Consider the following 18399-nt stretch of genomic DNA (forward strand, 5'->3'; position numbering starts at 1 on the left):
TCTCCAGTCAGTGCTTGTCCTGACTGGAGTTGTTTTAAGGCTGTTTCAAAATCAAATGTAGTTGCCATAATGCATCATTCCTGTTTTTAACAGTTTAAGGAAATGACACAGTTTTTTGAACACTACCGAAAATGTAGATGCAATCAGGCTGAACGAATACAAGGAATCTCACTATCCATCTGCTTTAGTGTTGTTTTGTATTTCCTGCGTTTCTACAATTCGTGTCACTAAAAGTTGGTCAATTTTAAAATGATCGACGTCGACCACTTCAAATTTATAACCATCAAAAAGTACAGAGTCGGCAGGACGCGGGATTTTACGTAGCTTATACATCATAAAACCTGCAATGGTTTCATAATTTTCATCATCTGGCATTTCATCAATTTGCAGCGCGTGTTTAATGTCTTCAATTGGCGTACTGCCATCAATTAACCAAGAGTTGTTATCACGTTTAATGATTTGCTGATCTTCTTCAATAGGTGTTACCCAATCGCCCATCACAGTAATCATAATGTCAGACAGGGTAATTACGCCTACAACCAATGCATATTCATTAATCACTACGGCAAATTTTTCTTTGGTCGAGCGGAAACGATCTAACACTTCAGAGAGCGTGAGTGTATCTGGAATGGTTAATACATTACGGATGGTGCTTTCATTTAGTTGTAGTAAAGATTGATTATTGAGGATTCTGACCAAAATATCTTTAGCATCAACATAGCCGATCACATCATCAATATTTTCACTGCAGACTAAAAATTTGGAATAAGGATATTCTGCAAGTTTTTGACGAATACTGGCTTCAGATTCCTTTAGGGTAAAAAACACCACATTTTCACGTGTGGTCATACTCGAAGGTACGTTACGTTCTTCAAGTTCAAACACGTTTTCAATAAAGTGATGTTCCTGCTTTTGTAAAACACCTGCTTGAGCGCCTGCATCCATGACTGCAGAAATATCATCAAATGTAATATTGTCTTCGCGCGTGGTATTTACTTTAAATAAACGGAACAGCACGTTGGCAATCGCATTAATCATCCATGCCAAAGGCTTGCATATCCGAATAAAAATTTGAATCGGATTAATCACCGATACCGCAATTTTTTCAGGGGCGATCATTGCCAAACGCTTAGGCATTAGGTCGGCAAATAAAATAAACAGCGAAGTCACTAAGGTAAATGACAAGGCAAAACTAAGCGTTTCAGCCCATGGTCCTTGATAGAAGCGCACAACTAAGTTGTAAAAATAAGGACGGAATGCGCCTTCACCTAAAATACCACCTAAAATGGCAACTGCGTTTAAGCCAATTTGTGAGGCAGCAAAAAAATCAGCTGAGTTTTCTTGTAGGTCTAAAACTTTTTGGGCACGTTCATCGCCTGATTCGGCTAGAATTTTCAGTTTAACTTTACGTGCACCAGCCAACGCAATTTCAGTCAGCGATAAAAAACCAGCTCCGACAATGAGGATGAGGATAATAACAATATTCTGGAAGAGGCTCACGAATCCACCTGTGGATTATATTATTTTAAATATAACAATTTGAATCTTTATTAAATCATGATTAAACAATGAGGAATATCGAAATATTCCTCATCTGAGTATAAGCGTTTGTGCCAATAAGTTCAGTGAATTTTTAATTAATAGGCTGAAAATTGAGAGTTATTCAGTAAAAACTCACGGTTTTCTTCTTCAATCATTTGGCGCGCTACATATAAAATCAATTGGCGTAACCAACGGTGTGCAGGGTGATGATGTAACAACGGACACCATGCCATCTTTAATTCAAATTCTGGAATATAAAATGGTGGGTCTTTAATCAGTAAACTTTGGCTTTTGGCTTGTAAGCGCGCAATACGTGTAGGTAAGGTTGCGACTAAATCTACATTAGACGCGAGTAGTGCAGGCATTTGATAATGACGGGTAAACACCGAAATTTTACGTTTTTGTCCAATACGCTCTAAAGCTTGATCAATCCAACCCAGTCCCGCTTGTTTCTCTGGATTCACACCAAAACCAACGCCCATACCTGTTTTAGAAACCCAAATATGTTGTGCATCTAAGTAGCTTTTTAAATTCAGGTTATTGGCAGCAGGGTGTTTGTGATTGAGCAGGCAAGAAAAACTATCACGCCAAACTAAAACCTGATGGAAACTTTGTGGAATTTCATTAAAACGGTTAATCGCCAAATCGACTTTACCTTGTTCCATGTCGCGATAAGACACATCACTCGGGGTTAAAAAGTCTAATACCACATTAGGTGCTTCAGAGCGTAAAGCTTTAACCAAGCGTGGGACTAATGTGGCTTCTGCGTAATCGGAGGTCATAATCCGAAACACACGATTTGAAGTATAAGGGCGGAACTCAGTACGCGGCTCCAAAATCATAGAAAGGTCAGATAAGGCATCGCGGATACGCGGTTGTAATTCTAAGGCACGTTCAGTTGGCGTCATGCCTTCAGAAGAACGAATTAGCAGGGGATCATTAAATAAATTGCGCAAACGACGTAAAATGTTACTCATCGCAGGTTGGGTAACGCCCAATTGTTCTGCAGCACGGGTTACATTTTTTTCACGAAGTAAGACGTCAAGATAAATTAATAGATTAAGATCAACCCGCTCCAGATTCATAAAATAAATACCGAAAATAAAATCACTAAATTATTGGAATTATGCCATAAGCCGTAAGGCTTGTGTATAAATTATGATGAAAAAATCGACGAGATAAACAGCAAAAAATCTGAATAAAAACAGCCACCCCCATCATTATTTCCTAAAGAAATGTAGGTTGCCTAGTACTGCATCTATACTTTTTAATCTTAAATGCAAAAACACTTAAAAGCATTGGCAGAACTGATAGCAGATTCTATTTTGTATGAAACTTATGCACTTACATTGCGCTGAAAAGCAGCAAAATTTTGCTAAAAAATGGCAGAAATCGCCAATGCAAGCATTTTTTATGAAATGCAAGACTTAAGTCTAATGCAGAAAATATCGGCACAGAGATGAATTTGTAAGCAAAGATATTTGATTGATTTTCTAAATAAGGTTTTTAAAATCAATATGTTGTGTTTTTCTTGTTTTTGTGAATTAAGACTTTGATCTATACATTTTTTTAAAAAATACCGAGAATTACACGAGAATATTGGATTAATTCATTCAGTCACTCTACTCTGTATTCATCGTAACGAAGTGCTCTAAATCTGAGCAATCAAGCATAAGCGCGATTTAGCCTTCGATTGATAAATCCTAAATAATATTACAGGGTACAATATCATGACTACATACCAAACAGCGATTGATGCAATCCGCGAATTAAAAGCAAAATTCGGCAACACTTGGGCAGACATCAGTCCTGAAGATGCTGCGCGTATGCAAATGCAAAACCGTTTCAAAACTGGTTTAGATATTGCTAAATATACAGCTGCGATTATGCGTCGTGATATGGCTGCTTATGATGCTGATTCAAGCAAATACACTCAATCTTTAGGTTGCTGGCACGGTTTTGTTGCGCAACAAAAAATGATTGCGAACAAAAAATACTTCGGTACTACTGAACGCCGTTATATCTACCTTTCTGGTTGGATGGTTGCTGCACTTCGTTCAGAATTCGGTCCACTTCCTGACCAATCTATGCACGAAAAAACTTCTGTTCCTGCATTGATCGAAGAAATCTACACATTCTTACGTCAAGCTGACGCGAAAGAATTAAACGATTTGTTCCGCGCACTTAAAAAAGCACAAGACGCTGGTGATACTGCTAAAGCTGCTGAAATCACTGCTCAAATCGACAACTTTGAAACTCACGTTGTGCCAATCATTGCGGACATCGACGCTGGTTTCGGTAACGAAGAAGCAACTTACTTATTAGCTAAGAAAATGATCGAAGCGGGTGCATGTGCACTTCAAATCGAAAACCAAGTTTCTGACGCGAAACAATGTGGTCACCAAGCTGGTAAAGTAACTGTTCCACACGAAGACTTCATCGCTAAAATCCACGCGTTACGTTATGCGTTCTTAGAAATGGGTCTTGACGACGGTATCATCGTTGCACGTACTGACTCTGAAGGCGCTGACTTAACTCAAAAAATCCCAGTAGTTAAAGAGCCAGGCGACATCGCTTCTCAATACATCAGCTACTTAGACACTCAAGAAATTGACATCTCTGAAGCGAAAGAAGACGAAATCCTAATCAAGCGTGATGGTAAATTACACCGTCCTAAGCGTTTAGCTTCTGGCTTGTACCAGTTCCGTGAAGGCACTCAAATTGACCGCGTTGTACTTGACTGTGTAACTAGCTTACAAAACGGTGCTGACCTTCTTTGGATCGAAACTGCGACTCCAAACGTAGAAGAAATCGCTCACATGGTTAACCGTGTACGTGAAGTTGTGCCAAATGCGAAACTTGTTTACAACAACTCTCCATCATTCAACTGGACACTGAACTTCCGTCAACAAGCGTACGACCGTTGGGTTGCTGAAGGTAAAGACGTATCTGCATACGACCGCGCTAAATTAATGAGCGCTGAGTACGACGATTCTGAATTGGCTGCTGAAGCTGACGAAAAAGTACGTACATTCCAAGCAGACGCTTCTCGTGAAGCAGGCGTGTTCCACCACTTGATCACTCTGCCTACTTACCACACAGCTGCTCTTTCTACTCACGAGCTTGCTCAAGGTTACTTCGGTTCTGAAGGTATGTTGGCTTATGTTGCTGGTGTACAACGTAAAGAAATCCGTGGTGGTATCGCTTGCGTTAAACACCAAGCAATGGCTGGTTCTGACATCGGTGACGATCACAAAGAAATCTTCTCTGGTGACAACGCGCTTAAAGCAGCGGACGAAGCTAAAAACACAATGAACCAATTCAACGCGTAATCGCTTGATGGTTTAAAAGAAAACCCTGCATCTGCAGGGTTTTTTTATGGCGATAAAAATAATCAAAGAATGCTGAAACACTTTTAAGAAACATCTTTAAAGAGATGTTTCTTTATTTATGAACAGTCAGCAGTTTGAACTTATTTAATTTTGATCACATCTGCCTGTACAGAAGTAGGGTAATGGAAAGACACCTTAATCCATTGTTTTTGTTGTGCGGGAATAGGCTCTAAAAACTGTCGATCGACTACCGCAGTATATTCCTGATACTGCTGATCGACCAAAATTAAATCATTGGCATGTAATTGCAATGCTTGATTAGATTGATTGTGAATTGCTAGAAAATAATCGTGTGCCATCACAGGGTCGTTTAACTCTTTGACCTCAACATTTTGTACGTGTTCGGCCTGAATATCGACATGCTTCAGCGCATTACTGACTTTTATACTTTCTACAGGATGTAGGAAAACCTGGGTTTCAATTTTCGGCTGATTTTTTATATTTCTTTGTTTGTATAAATTGAATTTAAGCCCGTGAGTTGTAAGCTGAATGCGCGCGTAAGCTTCTACATTTTCTGTGTGGAGCAACCATTCATCAATAGTAGTTTGAGATGGATGTTGATTCTGTTTTTCTCGCTGTTTGTTGTCTTGAGCAGCTTGAATCGTTCCTGTCACTTGGTTTTCGCTTTGGCGCTGTTTCGAGCGTTTAATGTCGCTAAGTTGAAAGGTTTGATCATCATTCAGGCGTAAGTGAATCACATGTTGTTCACAGTGGTCACAAGGTAATAAGGCTATAAAGTTACCTGTAGCTTGTCTTGACCAAGAAGTTGCTGATTTTTGAGATTCAGTTTTGTGCGCGACTGGTGGTTCAGAAGCCAAATTAGCTTGATATTCCTTACTTTGCTCGGTTGACCCGCAAGCAGCTAAAAGTAAGCTAAGTGTACTGAGTGCAATCGGATAACGATTCAGCATAAATGTTCTGAACTCAAAACTCTTGTTGCTGCCACCTTAAGCTTTCACCTTGTATCTGAAAAGCTAATTCGCCTTATATTTAATGAAAATTTGTAGCAAATCATAACAAGTTCGTGTTTTAACGTTTTAAATTTTACTTCAAGGATTACATCGGATTAGACCTTGAAACTCATCAAACTACGCGTAAATTCATATATTTACAATTTTTAAATCTGCTTAAATCTGGTAATAAATGGATGTAAAAACAGTATGATGTTGCATGGAATAAGAAAATTGAGATGAGTGCAGGGAATTTTTATACATTTATAAAGTATTTGTTTATTTATTAATCGTTTTAGACTTTTATATTTGGTGATGCTTGCTAGAATTCGCACACTTTATTTGGGGTATGCGGTTGTGTTTGAAAAGTTAGCTGAGCGAAGCTTAAATTTAATGGGTTGGGAAATCGACAATCATTGTCCGTTGGAATTAGACCAATATGTGATGATTGCAGCACCGCATACCAGTAATTGGGATGCCTTATATGCACGCTTAGGGCTTAAAGCTTTGGGCGTCAATGTTCGCCTGACCATTAAAGACAGCTATATGAAATTGCCGTTTGGGCCGTTTGTCCGTGCCATGGGTGGTATTGGTATCGACCGTCGTCCGAAAGCACCAGGCGAAGCACGACCTAGTATGGTTCAGCTCATGACGGACTTATTTAAAAACCATCCTAAATTGGTGATGTTGGTGACGCCTGAAGCCACACGTGCGCGTCAAGAACAATGGAAAACAGGTTTTTATCATGTTGCGTTAAATGCAGGTGTGCCAATTGCTTTGGCGTATATGGATTACGCAAAAAAGAAAACGGGTGTGGGAAAAATTGTGCATCCAACCGGTGATTTTGAAAAAGATATGGCTGAAATCATGGCATTTTATGCGCAGGTTCAAGCAAAATTTCCTGAAAGTTTTAGTGTCGATACACGTTACTATTCAGAATAAGCACACTATTTCAGTGTAATAATCTATCAAAACTAAAAGACAGGGGATTATCCCTGTCTTGCTTTAAAACGTGGATTGGATTTGCAAATCACAAATAATTTGCCACGACGTTTCACAATTTGACAATCGGCACGCGATTTTGCACTTTTTAAAGATGAACGAACTTTCATGAAGATAAACACTACAATATGTAATGTTATAATATTACATTAATAGATGACTCTTGAAAAGTGTCGATAGTCATAAAATTACCGCGTATCTTTTAAGGAGAAAATTTAAACAACAATCTTTTGGTATAAGCCCGCACGTACAGTTCCCGCTTTGCTCTCTTTAACTTTTTGCCAAGTCTGCGGTAATTTTAACAGGTTTAAATCACGATCTGCTTCAACATAAATCAGACCTTGTGCCGCAATGAGTGGATCAGCCAACCCTGCCAATTCTTCCCATAAATCTAAACTATAAGGCGGGTCTAAAAATACCAAATCAAACTGATCTTTTAGTGTCGCCAAAGCATGTTGTGCGGTAGAAACTTTTAATTGTGCTTTGCTTTTATTGACGCGTAATAATTCTAAATTTTGCTGTAAAAACTGTGCTTGTGTACGGTTTGGCTCAATCATGACCACGTGTGCCGCACCGCGAGACAGGGCTTCAAAAGCTAAAGCGCCCGAACCTGAACAGAGGTCTAACACTTTGGCGTTTTGCACATCCCACATTAACCAGTTGAATAAGGTTTCGCGCACTCGGTCGGGCGTAGGGCGTAATCCCTCAATTGAAGCAAAAGCCAACTGACGACGTTTCCATTCTCCACCAATAATGCGTAGTTGATTTTTCATGGCTTAGTCGCTCTCAATTGGGTTAGTGGGTACAACTGCTGTTGGCGCAGTTGCAGGTGGATTGGTTGGAGCTGAACTCGGAGTAGTTTGCGAAGGATTTGGGTTGAGCGCAGGGTGATTGGTTGCTGTATTCGGATTATTCACGTTATTCGTATTTGGTGCAGTAGATGAAGGGACTTCACCACTTGGCAATTCACTTGGTTTTAAACCTGCAGTCATTAAGCCACCACTCACTTGTGCGGCAGATGGACGAATTGGCTTTTTATTTTTATTCAGTAACCAATAGTCTAAAATTGGACGCGCCAAAGCCGTTGCTGCAGAACCACCGCGACCATTTTCTAGAATGATGGCAATTGCGATTTCAGGGTTTTCGGCAGGAGCGAAGCCAACAAATAAACCGTGGTCAAGCTGACGGTCGGTCAATAAGGCTTCGTTATAGCGTTTACCTTGCGCAATACTTTTAACCTGTGCTGTACCTGTTTTACCTGCAACTGAATATTGCAAGCCGCCTTTAATCCCTTTACCTGTACCTGATTGAATCACATCAACCATGGCATCACGCATTTTAATCCAGTCTTCTTCTGTGCCGTTAAAGTCAATTTTTCCGTTGGTACCATTGTGAACTTTAAATGGTTTCGCGCCACGACTTTCACGTAACACGTGCGGTGTGACTTTAAATCCTTTGTTGGCGGTGATGGCGGTGGCCATTGCTAATTGCAATGGTGTCGAGGTAAATGCACCCTGACCAATACTGACGGAAATTGTTTCACCTTTCATCCATTTGGCTTTGCGCGTACGCATTTTCCAGTCCGGGTTTGGGTAGAGTCCTGTGCTTTCACTTGGTAAATCGACCCCAGTTTTTTCACTGAAGCCAAATTGACGCATCCAGTCGTTCATTTTTTCAATGCCCATGCGATACGACAATACATAGAAGTAGGTATCACACGACACGACTTGAGCTTTGTGCATATCGACAATGCCATGCCCAGTTTTTTTATGGTCACGGAAACGGTGGCTGTCGCCTGGTAAAGTGAAATAACCATAATCCTGAATGGCGGTTTTCCAGTCGACATAGCCATAATGAATACCGCCTAAACCAAACATCGGCTTAATGGTAGAACCCGGTGGATAAACACCTTGTACTGCACGGTTATAGAGTGGTTGATCTAAATTATCGCGTAAGGCAGAGTAGTCGGTATGGCTAATACCTGTGACAAATAAGTTAGGGTTAAAACTCGGACTGGAGACTAAAGCTAAAATTTCACCTGTACGTGGGTCAAGTGCCACAATTGCACCACGGCGTTCTGCCAGTTGTTCAGAGGCGACCACTTGCAAGCCATAATCCAATGACAAAAACAAATCATTGCCACGTACAGGGTCTTTACGTCCTAAATTGCGCAGCACATTACCATGTGCATCGGCTTCTACAGATTCGTTGCCGGGTACGCCATGTAGCAAGTGCTCATACGATTTCTCCACCCCAATTTTGCCAATCAAGTTGGTGCCTGCATAAGCATCTTTGTCAATTTCTTTCAGTTCTTTGTCGTTAATGCGCCCGACATAACCAATCACGTGCGCAAATAAGTCACCATGCGGATAGTAACGTGTCATCTGGGTTTCAATATTGACCCCAGGGAATTGAAATTTAACTTCACTAAAACGGGCAATATCCGATTCATTTAAATTCAGCTTGATCGATACACGTTCAGTTTTACGTGAAGTTTTAATCCGACTTTTAAAGCGATCGATATCTTCTTCTGTCAGTTGTAAAACAGGTGTCAGTCGCGCAATGGTATCGTCAATATCTTCAACATCTGCACGGCTTAAAGTGGCTGAGAACACAGGGTAGTTATCTGCCAATAACACACCATTGCGGTCATAAATATAACCACGTGCAGGTGCGAGTGGTTGTAGCCGAATTCGGTTTTTATCTGATGCAGTCGCAAATTCATCGTAGCCGCTAATTTGTAAAAAGGCATAACGAGCCACCAACAGCAGCAAGAAAAAAACCACAACACCCACCGAAAAAAAGATGCGATTGCGAAAAATACGCTTCTCTTGCTGAGCATTTTTTAACGGATAGTGTTGTTTCATACAAAAATTGGCTTAACAAAAATGAGGGAGAACGAATTTGGACTATTCTAACGCATCTATTGGCAATTTTGAGTAACCATGTTTGACTGAATTGCCCGATTTAACCTAGAAGATGGGCGCAATCTTAATTTTTGACTTTAGCGACATCAAAATTGTAATTTGCTGTATATAAGAATCCTGACAATTCTGCTAGAGTCAAAACACGAAAACAGGACTGTTTTTAAAATTAAAACAAATGGACACTGGTGACAATAATGACAAAAGTCTATTCTTTCGTGGCATTACTTGCCTTTTCAAGTTTTAGCTTTGCTGGGAACACTACTTTTTTACCTGAAGCAAAAATTAGCGCAGATAGCGCAAAAACCTGGAATGTAGGGGCGGGTATTACCCAAAAATTACTGCATTTGAATGGTGAATGGGTCAATCCTTATGGCATTGCCTATCTAAAAGCGGGGGCTTTTTTAAATGGTGACCATGAAGTCGGTGGGCAAACAGGTTTTCGTTACCCATACCACCTCACAGGTAAAGACAAAAATGGTTATTATATTGGCGCTTACGCAGGACACCTAGAATCTAAATGGGTGGATGGTGAAGAAAAAGCGCGTTTAGGTGCAGGCATTGATCTGGCTTATGTATTACTGAGCCCTGAACGCATCAGTAGCTTTAGTGTTGGCATTGGCGCAGGTGAAAAATTGGAAGATCGACAAGGGCGAGTGATTGCGGAAACTGAGCCTAGACTACAATTTTCCTATACGCTCAGTATGGGTTTGTAGTCAGAATAGTGACTTTTAACTACTTTAGAATCTTGTAATTAGAACTAAATATGGAAAAAATGCATGCTTGAGTACGTCAATCAGTTGTGGCAAACCTTTTTGAATCGTCCAGATTTTTGGGCCGTGCTCAGTATTATTCCTGTGACTACTTTTGTGACTTGGGCGCACGTGTGGATGGCACTAAAAATGGTGTTCTATCCAATTAGCTTTTGGGGCTTTCACCTTGGGCCTATTCCTGTGGGATGGCAGGGGATTGTACCGCGTAAAGCAGGGCGTATTTCAGGCATCATTACCGATAACACATTGTCAAAATTAGGTTCATTGCGTGAGTTTCTCAATGCTATGGACCCTGACGATATGGCGCGTATTATTGGTGAGCAAGTGGGTTTTGAACTTGAGCACTTAATTGATGAGGTCATGTTAGACCGCAATGCTGTGCTTTGGGAAAACCTACCGTATTCGATTAAACGCCGTATTTACGCACAGGCGCATAAACAATTGCCAGGTGTGCTGCGTGAATTGGTGACTGAACTGACCTTGAATGTTGAATCCTTGGTGGATATGCGTGAAATGGTGGTCAGCCAAATGGAAGGTGATCGCCGCTTAATGGTACGTATGTTCCTAAAAGTCGGTCAAAAAGAAATTAACTTTATTTGGCATATCAGTGCATTGATTGGGATGTTCTTTGGTATTTTCCAAATGATTGTTTGGTTTCTTGTACCATGGCACTGGACGGTTCCATTTTGGGCGGCAATTTGGGGCTTCTTGACCAACTGGATTGCGATTTGGATGGTATTTAACCCAGTCGAACCACATTACGTGAAATATCCGCAGTTCTTTAAATTGACTGAAAATCGTCAATTTCCATGGATTAAGCCAGTGATTCCACGCATTGGGACTTATAATATTCAGGGTGCGTTCATGAAACGCCAAGAAGAAGTCTCGGATGTGTTTGCAACGGTAGTCACAGAAGATCTGATTACGTTAAAATCGATTATGACTGAAATGATGTATGGCAGTAAAAAAGACAAAACCCGCCGTATTGTCAAACGCCACATCAACGAAATTATGGAAACACCATTGGTTCGTACCTCTTTACAGTTGTCTTTGGGGCCAAAAGAGTATGCCAAACTCAAGACTGACTTGATTGATCGTTCGATTGAAATTACGATGGTGCCTGTATGCGACCCTGCCTTTAATGCGAGCCGTGCACAGAAAATTTATCAAATGTTCAGAGATCGTATTCGTGAACTGACGCCAAAAGAATTCCAGAATCTCTTGCGTCCTGCCTTTCAGGAAGATGAGTGGATTTTAATTGTCTTGGGTGGTGTAACTGGTTTTATTGCTGGTTTAATACATTTGTTTGTCGCTTTCTTATAAGAGGATGCTGGCTGCGTAAAGGGCGATGGCTCTGATATGCAACGAGTGTCAAATACATTGTTAAAATGAGGATGTTTTTTTATGCGCATTATCTTACTCGGACCACCTGGAGCAGGTAAAGGTACACAAGCTCAGTTGATCTGTAAGCGCTACAATATCCCACAAATTTCAACCGGTGATATGCTCCGTGCTGCAATTCGTGAAGGTACTGAATTAGGTCTACAAGCCAAAAGCGTTATGGACGGTGGCGGTTTGGTATCCGATGAACTGATCATTGGCTTAGTGAAAGAGCGTATTGCGCAGCCAGATTGCGTGAATGGTTGTATTTTTGATGGTTTCCCTCGCACTATTCCACAAGCTGAAGCCTTGGAAAGCGAAGGCATCAATATCGACCACGTGATTGAAATTGATGTTGCAGACGAAGAAATCGTACAACGTTTGTCTGGTCGTCGTCAGCACCCTGCATCTGGTCGTATTTATCACCTTGTTTACAATCCACCAAAAGTGGAAGGTAAAGATGACGAAACTGGCGAAGATTTGGTTCAACGTCCAGATGACCAAGAAGAAACCATTCGTAAGCGTTTAAAAGCGTATCACTCAGAAACTGAGCAATTGGTTGGCTTCTATCAAGGTCGTGCTGCTTCTGGTGAAAATGCACCAAGCTATAACAAATTGAATGGTCTTCGTCCAATTGAAGAAGTTCAAGCAGATTTGTTTGCTATTTTAGACCAAGCAAAATAAGTCTAGGTCTTAGACCAAGTCTGTTTAAAAGAAAATAAAATCGTTTAAACAGGCTGCTTGTTTTGACTTTAAAAGAGTCCTGATTCATATTAGGGCTCTTTTTATTTGTTTCAGTTTGGGAGAGTGCTTTGCAACATGCTGCTGTGATCATCATGTTATTGGCAAGTATTGCCGTTTTAGGCTTTCTTGTTTTTGTGAGCTATAAGTTGTTGCGCAACACACAAGCTCAGAATTCGGCTGAAAAAAAATCAGGCAAGCACTATCAATTGCATCCGAAACTTAAACAACAGCAAGAGCAACAACGTCAGTCTGAAGATTCTCAGGATAAATAAACCATCACACATCTGCAAAAGATTGCAATTTTAAATTTGGGCAGTTTTTATAAAACCTTATGAAAAAGAATAAAATTCTATTAATAATTCTTGTGGTTGGTATTATTACTTTAGGTATTGTAATTTTTATAAAATCTCAAGCAGTTACAGAGACAAAAAGATTAGGTAACGGTGAAAATACCAACCATGAAGAAACAAGTTCATCTCTGTACAATCTTGTGCATAGATTGCACAGTTATCCACACGATTTTGGATGATCCACATTGCTTTGATGATCTAGCTTGTCATCAATAAGTTTAGATCACTTTGCAAAAGTCTACCGAAGCACTTACTTAGATATGGGCGCGTGATGAATTTCATGCAGCGTAGTATGACGATGTGCACCAAATTCAAAGCGATCAGGCCAGTTACACACATCTGACACCACACATTCAGCGCATTTAGGCTTACGCGCAATACAACAATAACGGCCATGTAAAATTAGCCAGTGATGCGAGTCAATTAAAAATTCTTTAGGAATGACTTTAATCAAACGGTGTTCGACTTCTAAAACATTTTTACCTACAGCTAAACCTGTGCGGTTACCTAAGCGGAAAATATGCGTATCGACCGCCATGGTTGGCTGTCCAAACGCGGTATTTAAGACCACATTGGCAGTTTTACGTCCCACGCCAGGCAAGGCTTCTAAATCGGCACGATTATCAGGCACGATGCTGCCGTGTTTTTCGATGAGAATTTTGCAGGTTTTAATGACATTTTCTGCTTTGGAATTATACAACCCGATGGTTTTAATATATTCCTTTAAACCTTCCACACCTAAGGCATAAATCGCTTCGGGCGTATTGGCAACAGGAAACAGTTTGTCGGTGGCTTTATTGACGCTGACATCGGTCGCTTGTGCAGATAAGGTCACCGCAATCAGCAATTCAAATGGATTGGAAAAATTCAGTTCAGTGGTCGGATTTGGGCGTTGTTCACGTAAGCGCTCAAAAAAAGTCTGAATTTGCTTTTTGGTCATATTTTTAGACGGCTTTTCTTTGAGCGTGGTGCTTTTGGCAGTCGTTGTTTTAACCGCTTTATTGGTCAGACGTGTCTTTCTTTCGGGCATGTTTATGCTCCTAATTCACGTAACTGTTGTTGTAAATTGGTTAGTAATAGCCGTTTTTTCTCATCGTCACGCACACTGAGTTGTTTTTCGAGTTTTTTAATTTGTGTGCGTAATTTTGCCAGTTCGATGGTGGTTTGTGCATCGGCAGTGGAAATCTGTTCATTTTTTTGCACAGGCAATTCAATCACAGGCACAGCAGCATCGGCTTGTGCAGAAAATTGAGCAAACAGTTCGGTATCAATTTCTGCACGTACCACAGGGCCTTTACGGTGCAGACGACGTTGTTCTTCACGTTGTATGTGGGCGTAGTAGCGTTGGCGTAAATCATTCTGTTCTGCCACTCGTGCGCTATCAGAAAGCAGGGGTTGTGTATCTTCTACCAAGTCAATGCAATCGACAGGGCAAGGCGGAATACACAATTCACAGCCCGTACATAAATCAGTCAAAATGCTGTGCATGAGTTTGCCTGAGCCTAAAATGGCATCGACAGGGCAGGCATTAATACATTTGGTACAACCAATGCACTCATCTTCACGAATTAGGGCTTTCATACGCTGTGGGCGTCCATCTGCCTGCACAGGCCAAACACTGGCTTCTGCGGTCAATACAGGGCGTTGCAGTAAGTTTGCTAGTGCATCTGCAACAGGTTGTCCACCGGGTACGCATTTATTGGCCGCTTCGCCTTCTGCAATCGCTTTGGCGTAGGGTAAACAGCCATCACGGTGACCACATAAGCCACATTGAGTTTGAGGGAGCAGCGCATCAATATTTTGAATCAGAGCAATTTGCGAATTCATGGACAAACCAATGCCACTTTAACAGCAGCAGAAAAACGGAAGATAAGGCTAGGGGAAAATTCTAGGTCGATGATTTTAGCACGATTTTTGCTTTTAGGCTTGTGCGCAAATTAAGAACAACAATTGCTAGCTTTTTGGGCAAAAATGCTCAAAACTATGAATTAATTTGTTACATTAACTTATGGGCTTAACACGCTAAAAAATAAGTTAAATTTATGAAAATACAAATGTTTTAAAGTTTTTTGAAAAAAACTATTGTAGATTGTTAACAAAAGATATTTAATATTTTGCGCCAAAATATATCATTGATTGAAATTTTGACCAATTTTGATCCATTTTCTGCTGAGGATTAAGCGTTGAAATACAACAGCCTTAACGAATTCCTAGATTACGTTAAAACACGTGATGCACATCAACCAGAGTTTCTACAAGCTGTAGAAGAAGTAATGACCAGCCTTTGGCCGTTCATTGAAAAGAACCCTCAATATGCAGCACATGGTTTGCTTGAGCGTTTGGTTGAGCCTGAGCGTGCAATTCAGTTCCGCGTTTCTTGGGTAGATGACCAAGGTCAAACCCACGTAAACCGTGCATTCCGTGTACAGTACAACTCAGCAATTGGTCCATTTAAAGGTGGTATGCGTTTCCACCCATCAGTGAACCTTTCAATTTTAAAATTCTTAGGTTTTGAACAAACCTTTAAAAATGCTTTGACCACATTGCCAATGGGCGGTGGTAAAGGTGGTTCAGACTTTGACCCTAAAGGTAAGTCTGAAGGCGAAATTATGCGTTTCTGCCAAGCCTTAATGATCGAGTTATATCGTCATTTAGGTTCTAACACGGATATTCCTGCGGGTGATATTGGTGTAGGCGGTCGTGAAGTGGGTTACATGGCGGGTATGATGAAGAAGCTCAGCAATGACACTTCATGTGTATTCACAGGTAAAGGCTTGTCTTTCGGTGGTTCTTTGGCGCGTCCAGAAGCTACAGGTTACGGTACTGTGTATTTCGCTGAGGAAATGCTCAAGACTCGTGGCGATTGCTTTAAAGATAAAGTCGTTGCGATTTCTGGTTCAGGCAACGTTGCACAATTTGCTGCAGACAAAGCAATGTACTTGGGTGCGAAAGTAGTTTCACTTTCTGACTCGAATGGTACTGTGTACGTGAAAGAAGGTTTCACGCCAGAATTACTTGCTGAAGTGATGGAACTTAAAAACGTAAAACGTGGTCGTATTTCTGAATTTGCGTCTAAGCACGGTTTTGAATACCTTGAAGGTCAACGTCCTTGGGGTATTAAATGTGATATCGCGCTTCCATGTGCGACTCAAAACGAACTTGATGCGAATGATGCAGCAGCGCTTCTTGCAAACGGCGTAATCTGTGTTGCTGAAGGTGCGAACATGCCTTCTACACTTGAAGCGGTTGAGAAATTCGTTGAAGCGAAAATTCTTTATGCGCCAGGTAAAGCATCTAACGCCGGTGGTGTAGCAACTTCTGGTCTGGAAATGTCTCAAAACGCATTGCGTTTAGGCTGGACTTTCGAAGAAGTTGATGAGCGCTTACACGCAATCATGAAAGAAATTCACCGCAACTGCGTAAAATTCGGTACGAAAGAAGACGGTACCGTGAACTATGTAGACGGCGCAAACATCGCTGGCTTCGTAAAAGTTGCTGATGCAATGCTTTCTCAAGGCGTATTCTAAGTCTGACTGAGTTTAAGCTTGAAAAAAAACCGAGGTGAATGCCTCGGTTTTTTTATATTGCGATTTTATCGTTATAGAGTGCCTTTGACTGCTTCACGCTCTACGGTCATGTCGAATACATAGGCATATTTAGACTGGTCAGCTGCCGGATTTTTAATTTCATAACGTTTTACCCGAATAATCTGACGCTCATTCGATGAATGCTGAAAACCTTCGATCTGATCGTAAAATAAAGTCCAGTCTTTATCGACCTGAGTCTTTAAGCCTTTTTCATCATATTTGATTTCTTTCACCTGTAAGCAGGTTTGCTGAGCTACACCCGTACAGGCTTTAGTCTGTGACGAAACTTCCAGGAAAATGGTTTCTGCCTGACCTTGGTATTTGGTTTCCGGTGTCATTTTTCCGGTAAAGACATATTTTTGACCATCAGCTGCAGTAATACTCAGTTTTGGCTGATTGGCATCATTTAGATCCAGACTAAACGGAATATTACGCTTTTGCAGAAGCTGGCTGATAAAACGTTCCTGTTCCATTAATGGTGCATCACATGCCATCATGGTGCCCATCATGTCACCCGTACTCAGGGTATTATCTTTAACAGTCCAGCTCGTGCCAAGGCCATTACAGCCAGAAGCTACACTTAGTCTGCCTCGTTGATCAAAGCTCAGAACAATCGGGCGTTGCAGCCCACGATCAAGTTCCCAGGTATAAGCGGGCAAAATTTGTGTAGGCGTTTTTAATGTGGTGGATAGAGTAGAAATAGCCGGATCTCCTGAAGTGGCAGGAAGATGTGAAGATTGACATGCAGTTAAAGCCAAAGGGAGCAGGGCAAGCGCAAAAATACTGAATTTCATTGGTTTATATTCTATGTGCTAAAGTTTCAACGTGATTATAATCAAGAGATTAACAAAAAATATGGATACAAATCGTAGCTTTTGCTAACAAAATGTATCCAAATTAAAAAGTCAGATTTTAAATAAGCGGAGCTATCGGTTAGTCAAAACGATAAATATCCATACCGAGTGAACCCATGCTAAAGCTGCTATGTACAATGTTAAATCGATCTCCCGTACCCATTGCAAAAAACAGCGGTGCAAAGTGTTCTAGGGTTGGGTGATTACGTGCTACATGTGGCAATTGTTGCCAATCTAGTACTGCATCATAATTGCGATGACTTAAATGCTGCACCACACGATTACGGAAACTAGATGCCCATTCAGGCACAGCCGCATTGGGTGTATTCCATGATAATTCACGTAAGTTATGGGTGATACTGCCTGAGCCAATCAGTAAAATTTGCTGTTCACGTAATGGCGCTAAACTTTGCCCAATGTGATAAATCTGTTCGGCGCTCATATTCATGGGCAAAGAAATGGTAATCACTGGAATATTGGCATCGGGATACATGTGTAGTAATGGCATCCATACGCCATGATCATGCGGGCGTGTGCTGTTGGCATGGGCAGCAAAGCCCGCATCAGCCAAACGCTGCAAAATATCTTCTGCCAGTTCAGGTAAGCCAGGTGCAGGGTAGCGCAGGGCGTACAAGGCTTCAGGAAAACCACGGAAGTCATGCCATGTTTCAGGGCGAATACCTGTGTTGACCTCCAGTGCATTACTTTCCCAATGCGCCGACATCACCACAATGGCTTGCGGTGTTGGCAAATTTTCACTTAAACGGCTGAGTGCAGGCCCGACCTGTTCAGGATTGAGTGCCAACATGGGCGAACCATGTGAGATAAATAAACCGGGTAATGTCTGTAAGTTCATGCCTAGATCCCTAAAGCCTGCTGTTCTACAGCATCGCAAAAAAGT

Annotated in this window: 17 protein-coding genes; 7 read left to right on the plus strand and 10 right to left on the minus strand. The window is 41.1% G+C overall.

All coding sequences use genetic code 11. From position 1 onward, the window contains the following. Window positions 1-171: 171 nt before the first annotated feature. Window positions 172-1500 carry a hemolysin family protein gene (locus FTU71_RS07845; RefSeq protein ID WP_179994051.1) on the minus strand — a complete coding sequence of 443 codons (1329 nt, stop codon included), beginning with the start codon at window positions 1498-1500 and terminating at the stop codon, window positions 172-174. 137 nt (window positions 1501-1637) lie between these two features. After that, entirely contained in the window at window positions 1638-2627 is a 990-nt protein-coding gene (locus tag FTU71_RS07850; protein WP_004977282.1) for a LysR family transcriptional regulator, read from the minus strand. Between the two features lie 645 nt (window positions 2628-3272). On the opposite strand from FTU71_RS07850, the gene FTU71_RS07855 reads away from it, so the two are divergent. Then, window positions 3273-4874, plus strand: coding sequence for an isocitrate lyase (locus tag FTU71_RS07855; RefSeq protein WP_004977281.1), 1602 nt, complete (start codon window positions 3273-3275; stop codon window positions 4872-4874). A 140-nt stretch (window positions 4875-5014) separates the two neighbouring features. Here the strand turns inward: FTU71_RS07855 and FTU71_RS07860 are convergent, their stop codons facing one another. Further along, window positions 5015-5845, minus strand: coding sequence for a copper resistance protein NlpE N-terminal domain-containing protein (locus FTU71_RS07860; RefSeq protein WP_180111777.1), 831 nt, complete (start codon window positions 5843-5845; stop codon window positions 5015-5017). Window positions 5846-6277: 432 nt separating this feature from the next. On the opposite strand from FTU71_RS07860, the gene FTU71_RS07865 reads away from it, so the two are divergent. Then, window positions 6278-6826: a 1-acyl-sn-glycerol-3-phosphate acyltransferase gene (locus tag FTU71_RS07865; RefSeq protein WP_257222467.1), complete on the plus strand. Its 549-nt coding sequence runs from the start codon at window positions 6278-6280 to the stop codon at window positions 6824-6826. 47 nt (window positions 6827-6873) lie between these two features. Here FTU71_RS07865 and ykgO read toward each other — a convergent pair whose 3' ends face one another. The 3 genes from ykgO to mrdA all read right to left on the minus strand — a co-directional run bounded on the left by ykgO (window position 6874) and on the right by mrdA (window position 9753). Further along, window positions 6874-6996 (minus strand): type B 50S ribosomal protein L36, encoded by a 123-nt coding sequence (gene ykgO / locus FTU71_RS07870; RefSeq protein ID WP_026438469.1) that lies wholly within the window; start codon window positions 6994-6996, stop codon window positions 6874-6876. A gap of 105 nt (window positions 6997-7101) precedes the next feature. Further along, window positions 7102-7659 carry a 16S rRNA (guanine(966)-N(2))-methyltransferase RsmD gene (rsmD, locus tag FTU71_RS07875; protein WP_004970724.1) on the minus strand — a complete coding sequence of 186 codons (558 nt, stop codon included), beginning with the start codon at window positions 7657-7659 and terminating at the stop codon, window positions 7102-7104. Window positions 7660-7662: 3 nt separating this feature from the next. Beyond that, complete coding sequence (gene mrdA, locus FTU71_RS07880; protein WP_096901482.1) at window positions 7663-9753, minus strand: penicillin-binding protein 2; 2091 nt, start codon at window positions 9751-9753, stop codon at window positions 7663-7665. Window positions 9754-10007: 254 nt separating this feature from the next. Here mrdA and FTU71_RS07885 point away from each other — a divergent pair, with 254 nt between their 5' ends. From FTU71_RS07885 to FTU71_RS07900, 4 genes are all read left to right on the plus strand, one after another. Next, on the plus strand, window positions 10008-10526 hold the full coding sequence (locus FTU71_RS07885; RefSeq protein WP_004970721.1) for a hypothetical protein: 519 nt from the start codon (window positions 10008-10010) through the stop codon (window positions 10524-10526). Between the two features lie 63 nt (window positions 10527-10589). Next, window positions 10590-11906 (plus strand): hypothetical protein, encoded by a 1317-nt coding sequence (locus tag FTU71_RS07890; protein WP_180111779.1) that lies wholly within the window; start codon window positions 10590-10592, stop codon window positions 11904-11906. 81 nt (window positions 11907-11987) lie between these two features. Next, window positions 11988-12647, plus strand: a complete 660-nt coding sequence (adk, locus tag FTU71_RS07895) for an adenylate kinase (RefSeq protein ID WP_004970717.1) — start codon at window positions 11988-11990, stop codon at window positions 12645-12647. A 128-nt stretch (window positions 12648-12775) separates the two neighbouring features. Continuing rightward, window positions 12776-12979 carry a hypothetical protein gene (locus FTU71_RS07900; RefSeq protein WP_004970716.1) on the plus strand — a complete coding sequence of 68 codons (204 nt, stop codon included), beginning with the start codon at window positions 12776-12778 and terminating at the stop codon, window positions 12977-12979. 328 nt (window positions 12980-13307) lie between these two features. On the opposite strand, the gene nth is transcribed toward FTU71_RS07900, so the two are convergent. Together nth and FTU71_RS07910 are read right to left on the minus strand one after the other, a co-directional pair. Then, window positions 13308-13997 carry an endonuclease III gene (nth, locus tag FTU71_RS07905; protein ID WP_178867175.1) on the minus strand — a complete coding sequence of 230 codons (690 nt, stop codon included), beginning with the start codon at window positions 13995-13997 and terminating at the stop codon, window positions 13308-13310. Window positions 13998-14089: 92 nt separating this feature from the next. Further along, window positions 14090-14884 carry an RnfABCDGE type electron transport complex subunit B gene (locus FTU71_RS07910; RefSeq protein ID WP_004970712.1) on the minus strand — a complete coding sequence of 265 codons (795 nt, stop codon included), beginning with the start codon at window positions 14882-14884 and terminating at the stop codon, window positions 14090-14092. A 356-nt stretch (window positions 14885-15240) separates the two neighbouring features. Here FTU71_RS07910 and gdhA point away from each other — a divergent pair, with 356 nt between their 5' ends. Then, window positions 15241-16584, plus strand: a complete 1344-nt coding sequence (gene gdhA, locus FTU71_RS07915) for an NADP-specific glutamate dehydrogenase (protein WP_004970711.1) — start codon at window positions 15241-15243, stop codon at window positions 16582-16584. Window positions 16585-16655: 71 nt separating this feature from the next. Here the strand turns inward: gdhA and FTU71_RS07920 are convergent, their stop codons facing one another. Both FTU71_RS07920 and FTU71_RS07925 read right to left on the minus strand, forming a co-directional pair. Next, window positions 16656-17438: an META and DUF4377 domain-containing protein gene (locus FTU71_RS07920; protein WP_004970709.1), complete on the minus strand. Its 783-nt coding sequence runs from the start codon at window positions 17436-17438 to the stop codon at window positions 16656-16658. A gap of 139 nt (window positions 17439-17577) precedes the next feature. Then, window positions 17578-18354 carry a dioxygenase gene (locus FTU71_RS07925; protein WP_096901485.1) on the minus strand — a complete coding sequence of 259 codons (777 nt, stop codon included), beginning with the start codon at window positions 18352-18354 and terminating at the stop codon, window positions 17578-17580. Between the last annotated feature and the right edge of the window lie 45 nt (window positions 18355-18399).

The organism is Acinetobacter sp. YH12136, assembly GCF_013418545.1.
GTDB classification, from domain to species: domain Bacteria; phylum Pseudomonadota; class Gammaproteobacteria; order Pseudomonadales; family Moraxellaceae; genus Acinetobacter; species Acinetobacter towneri.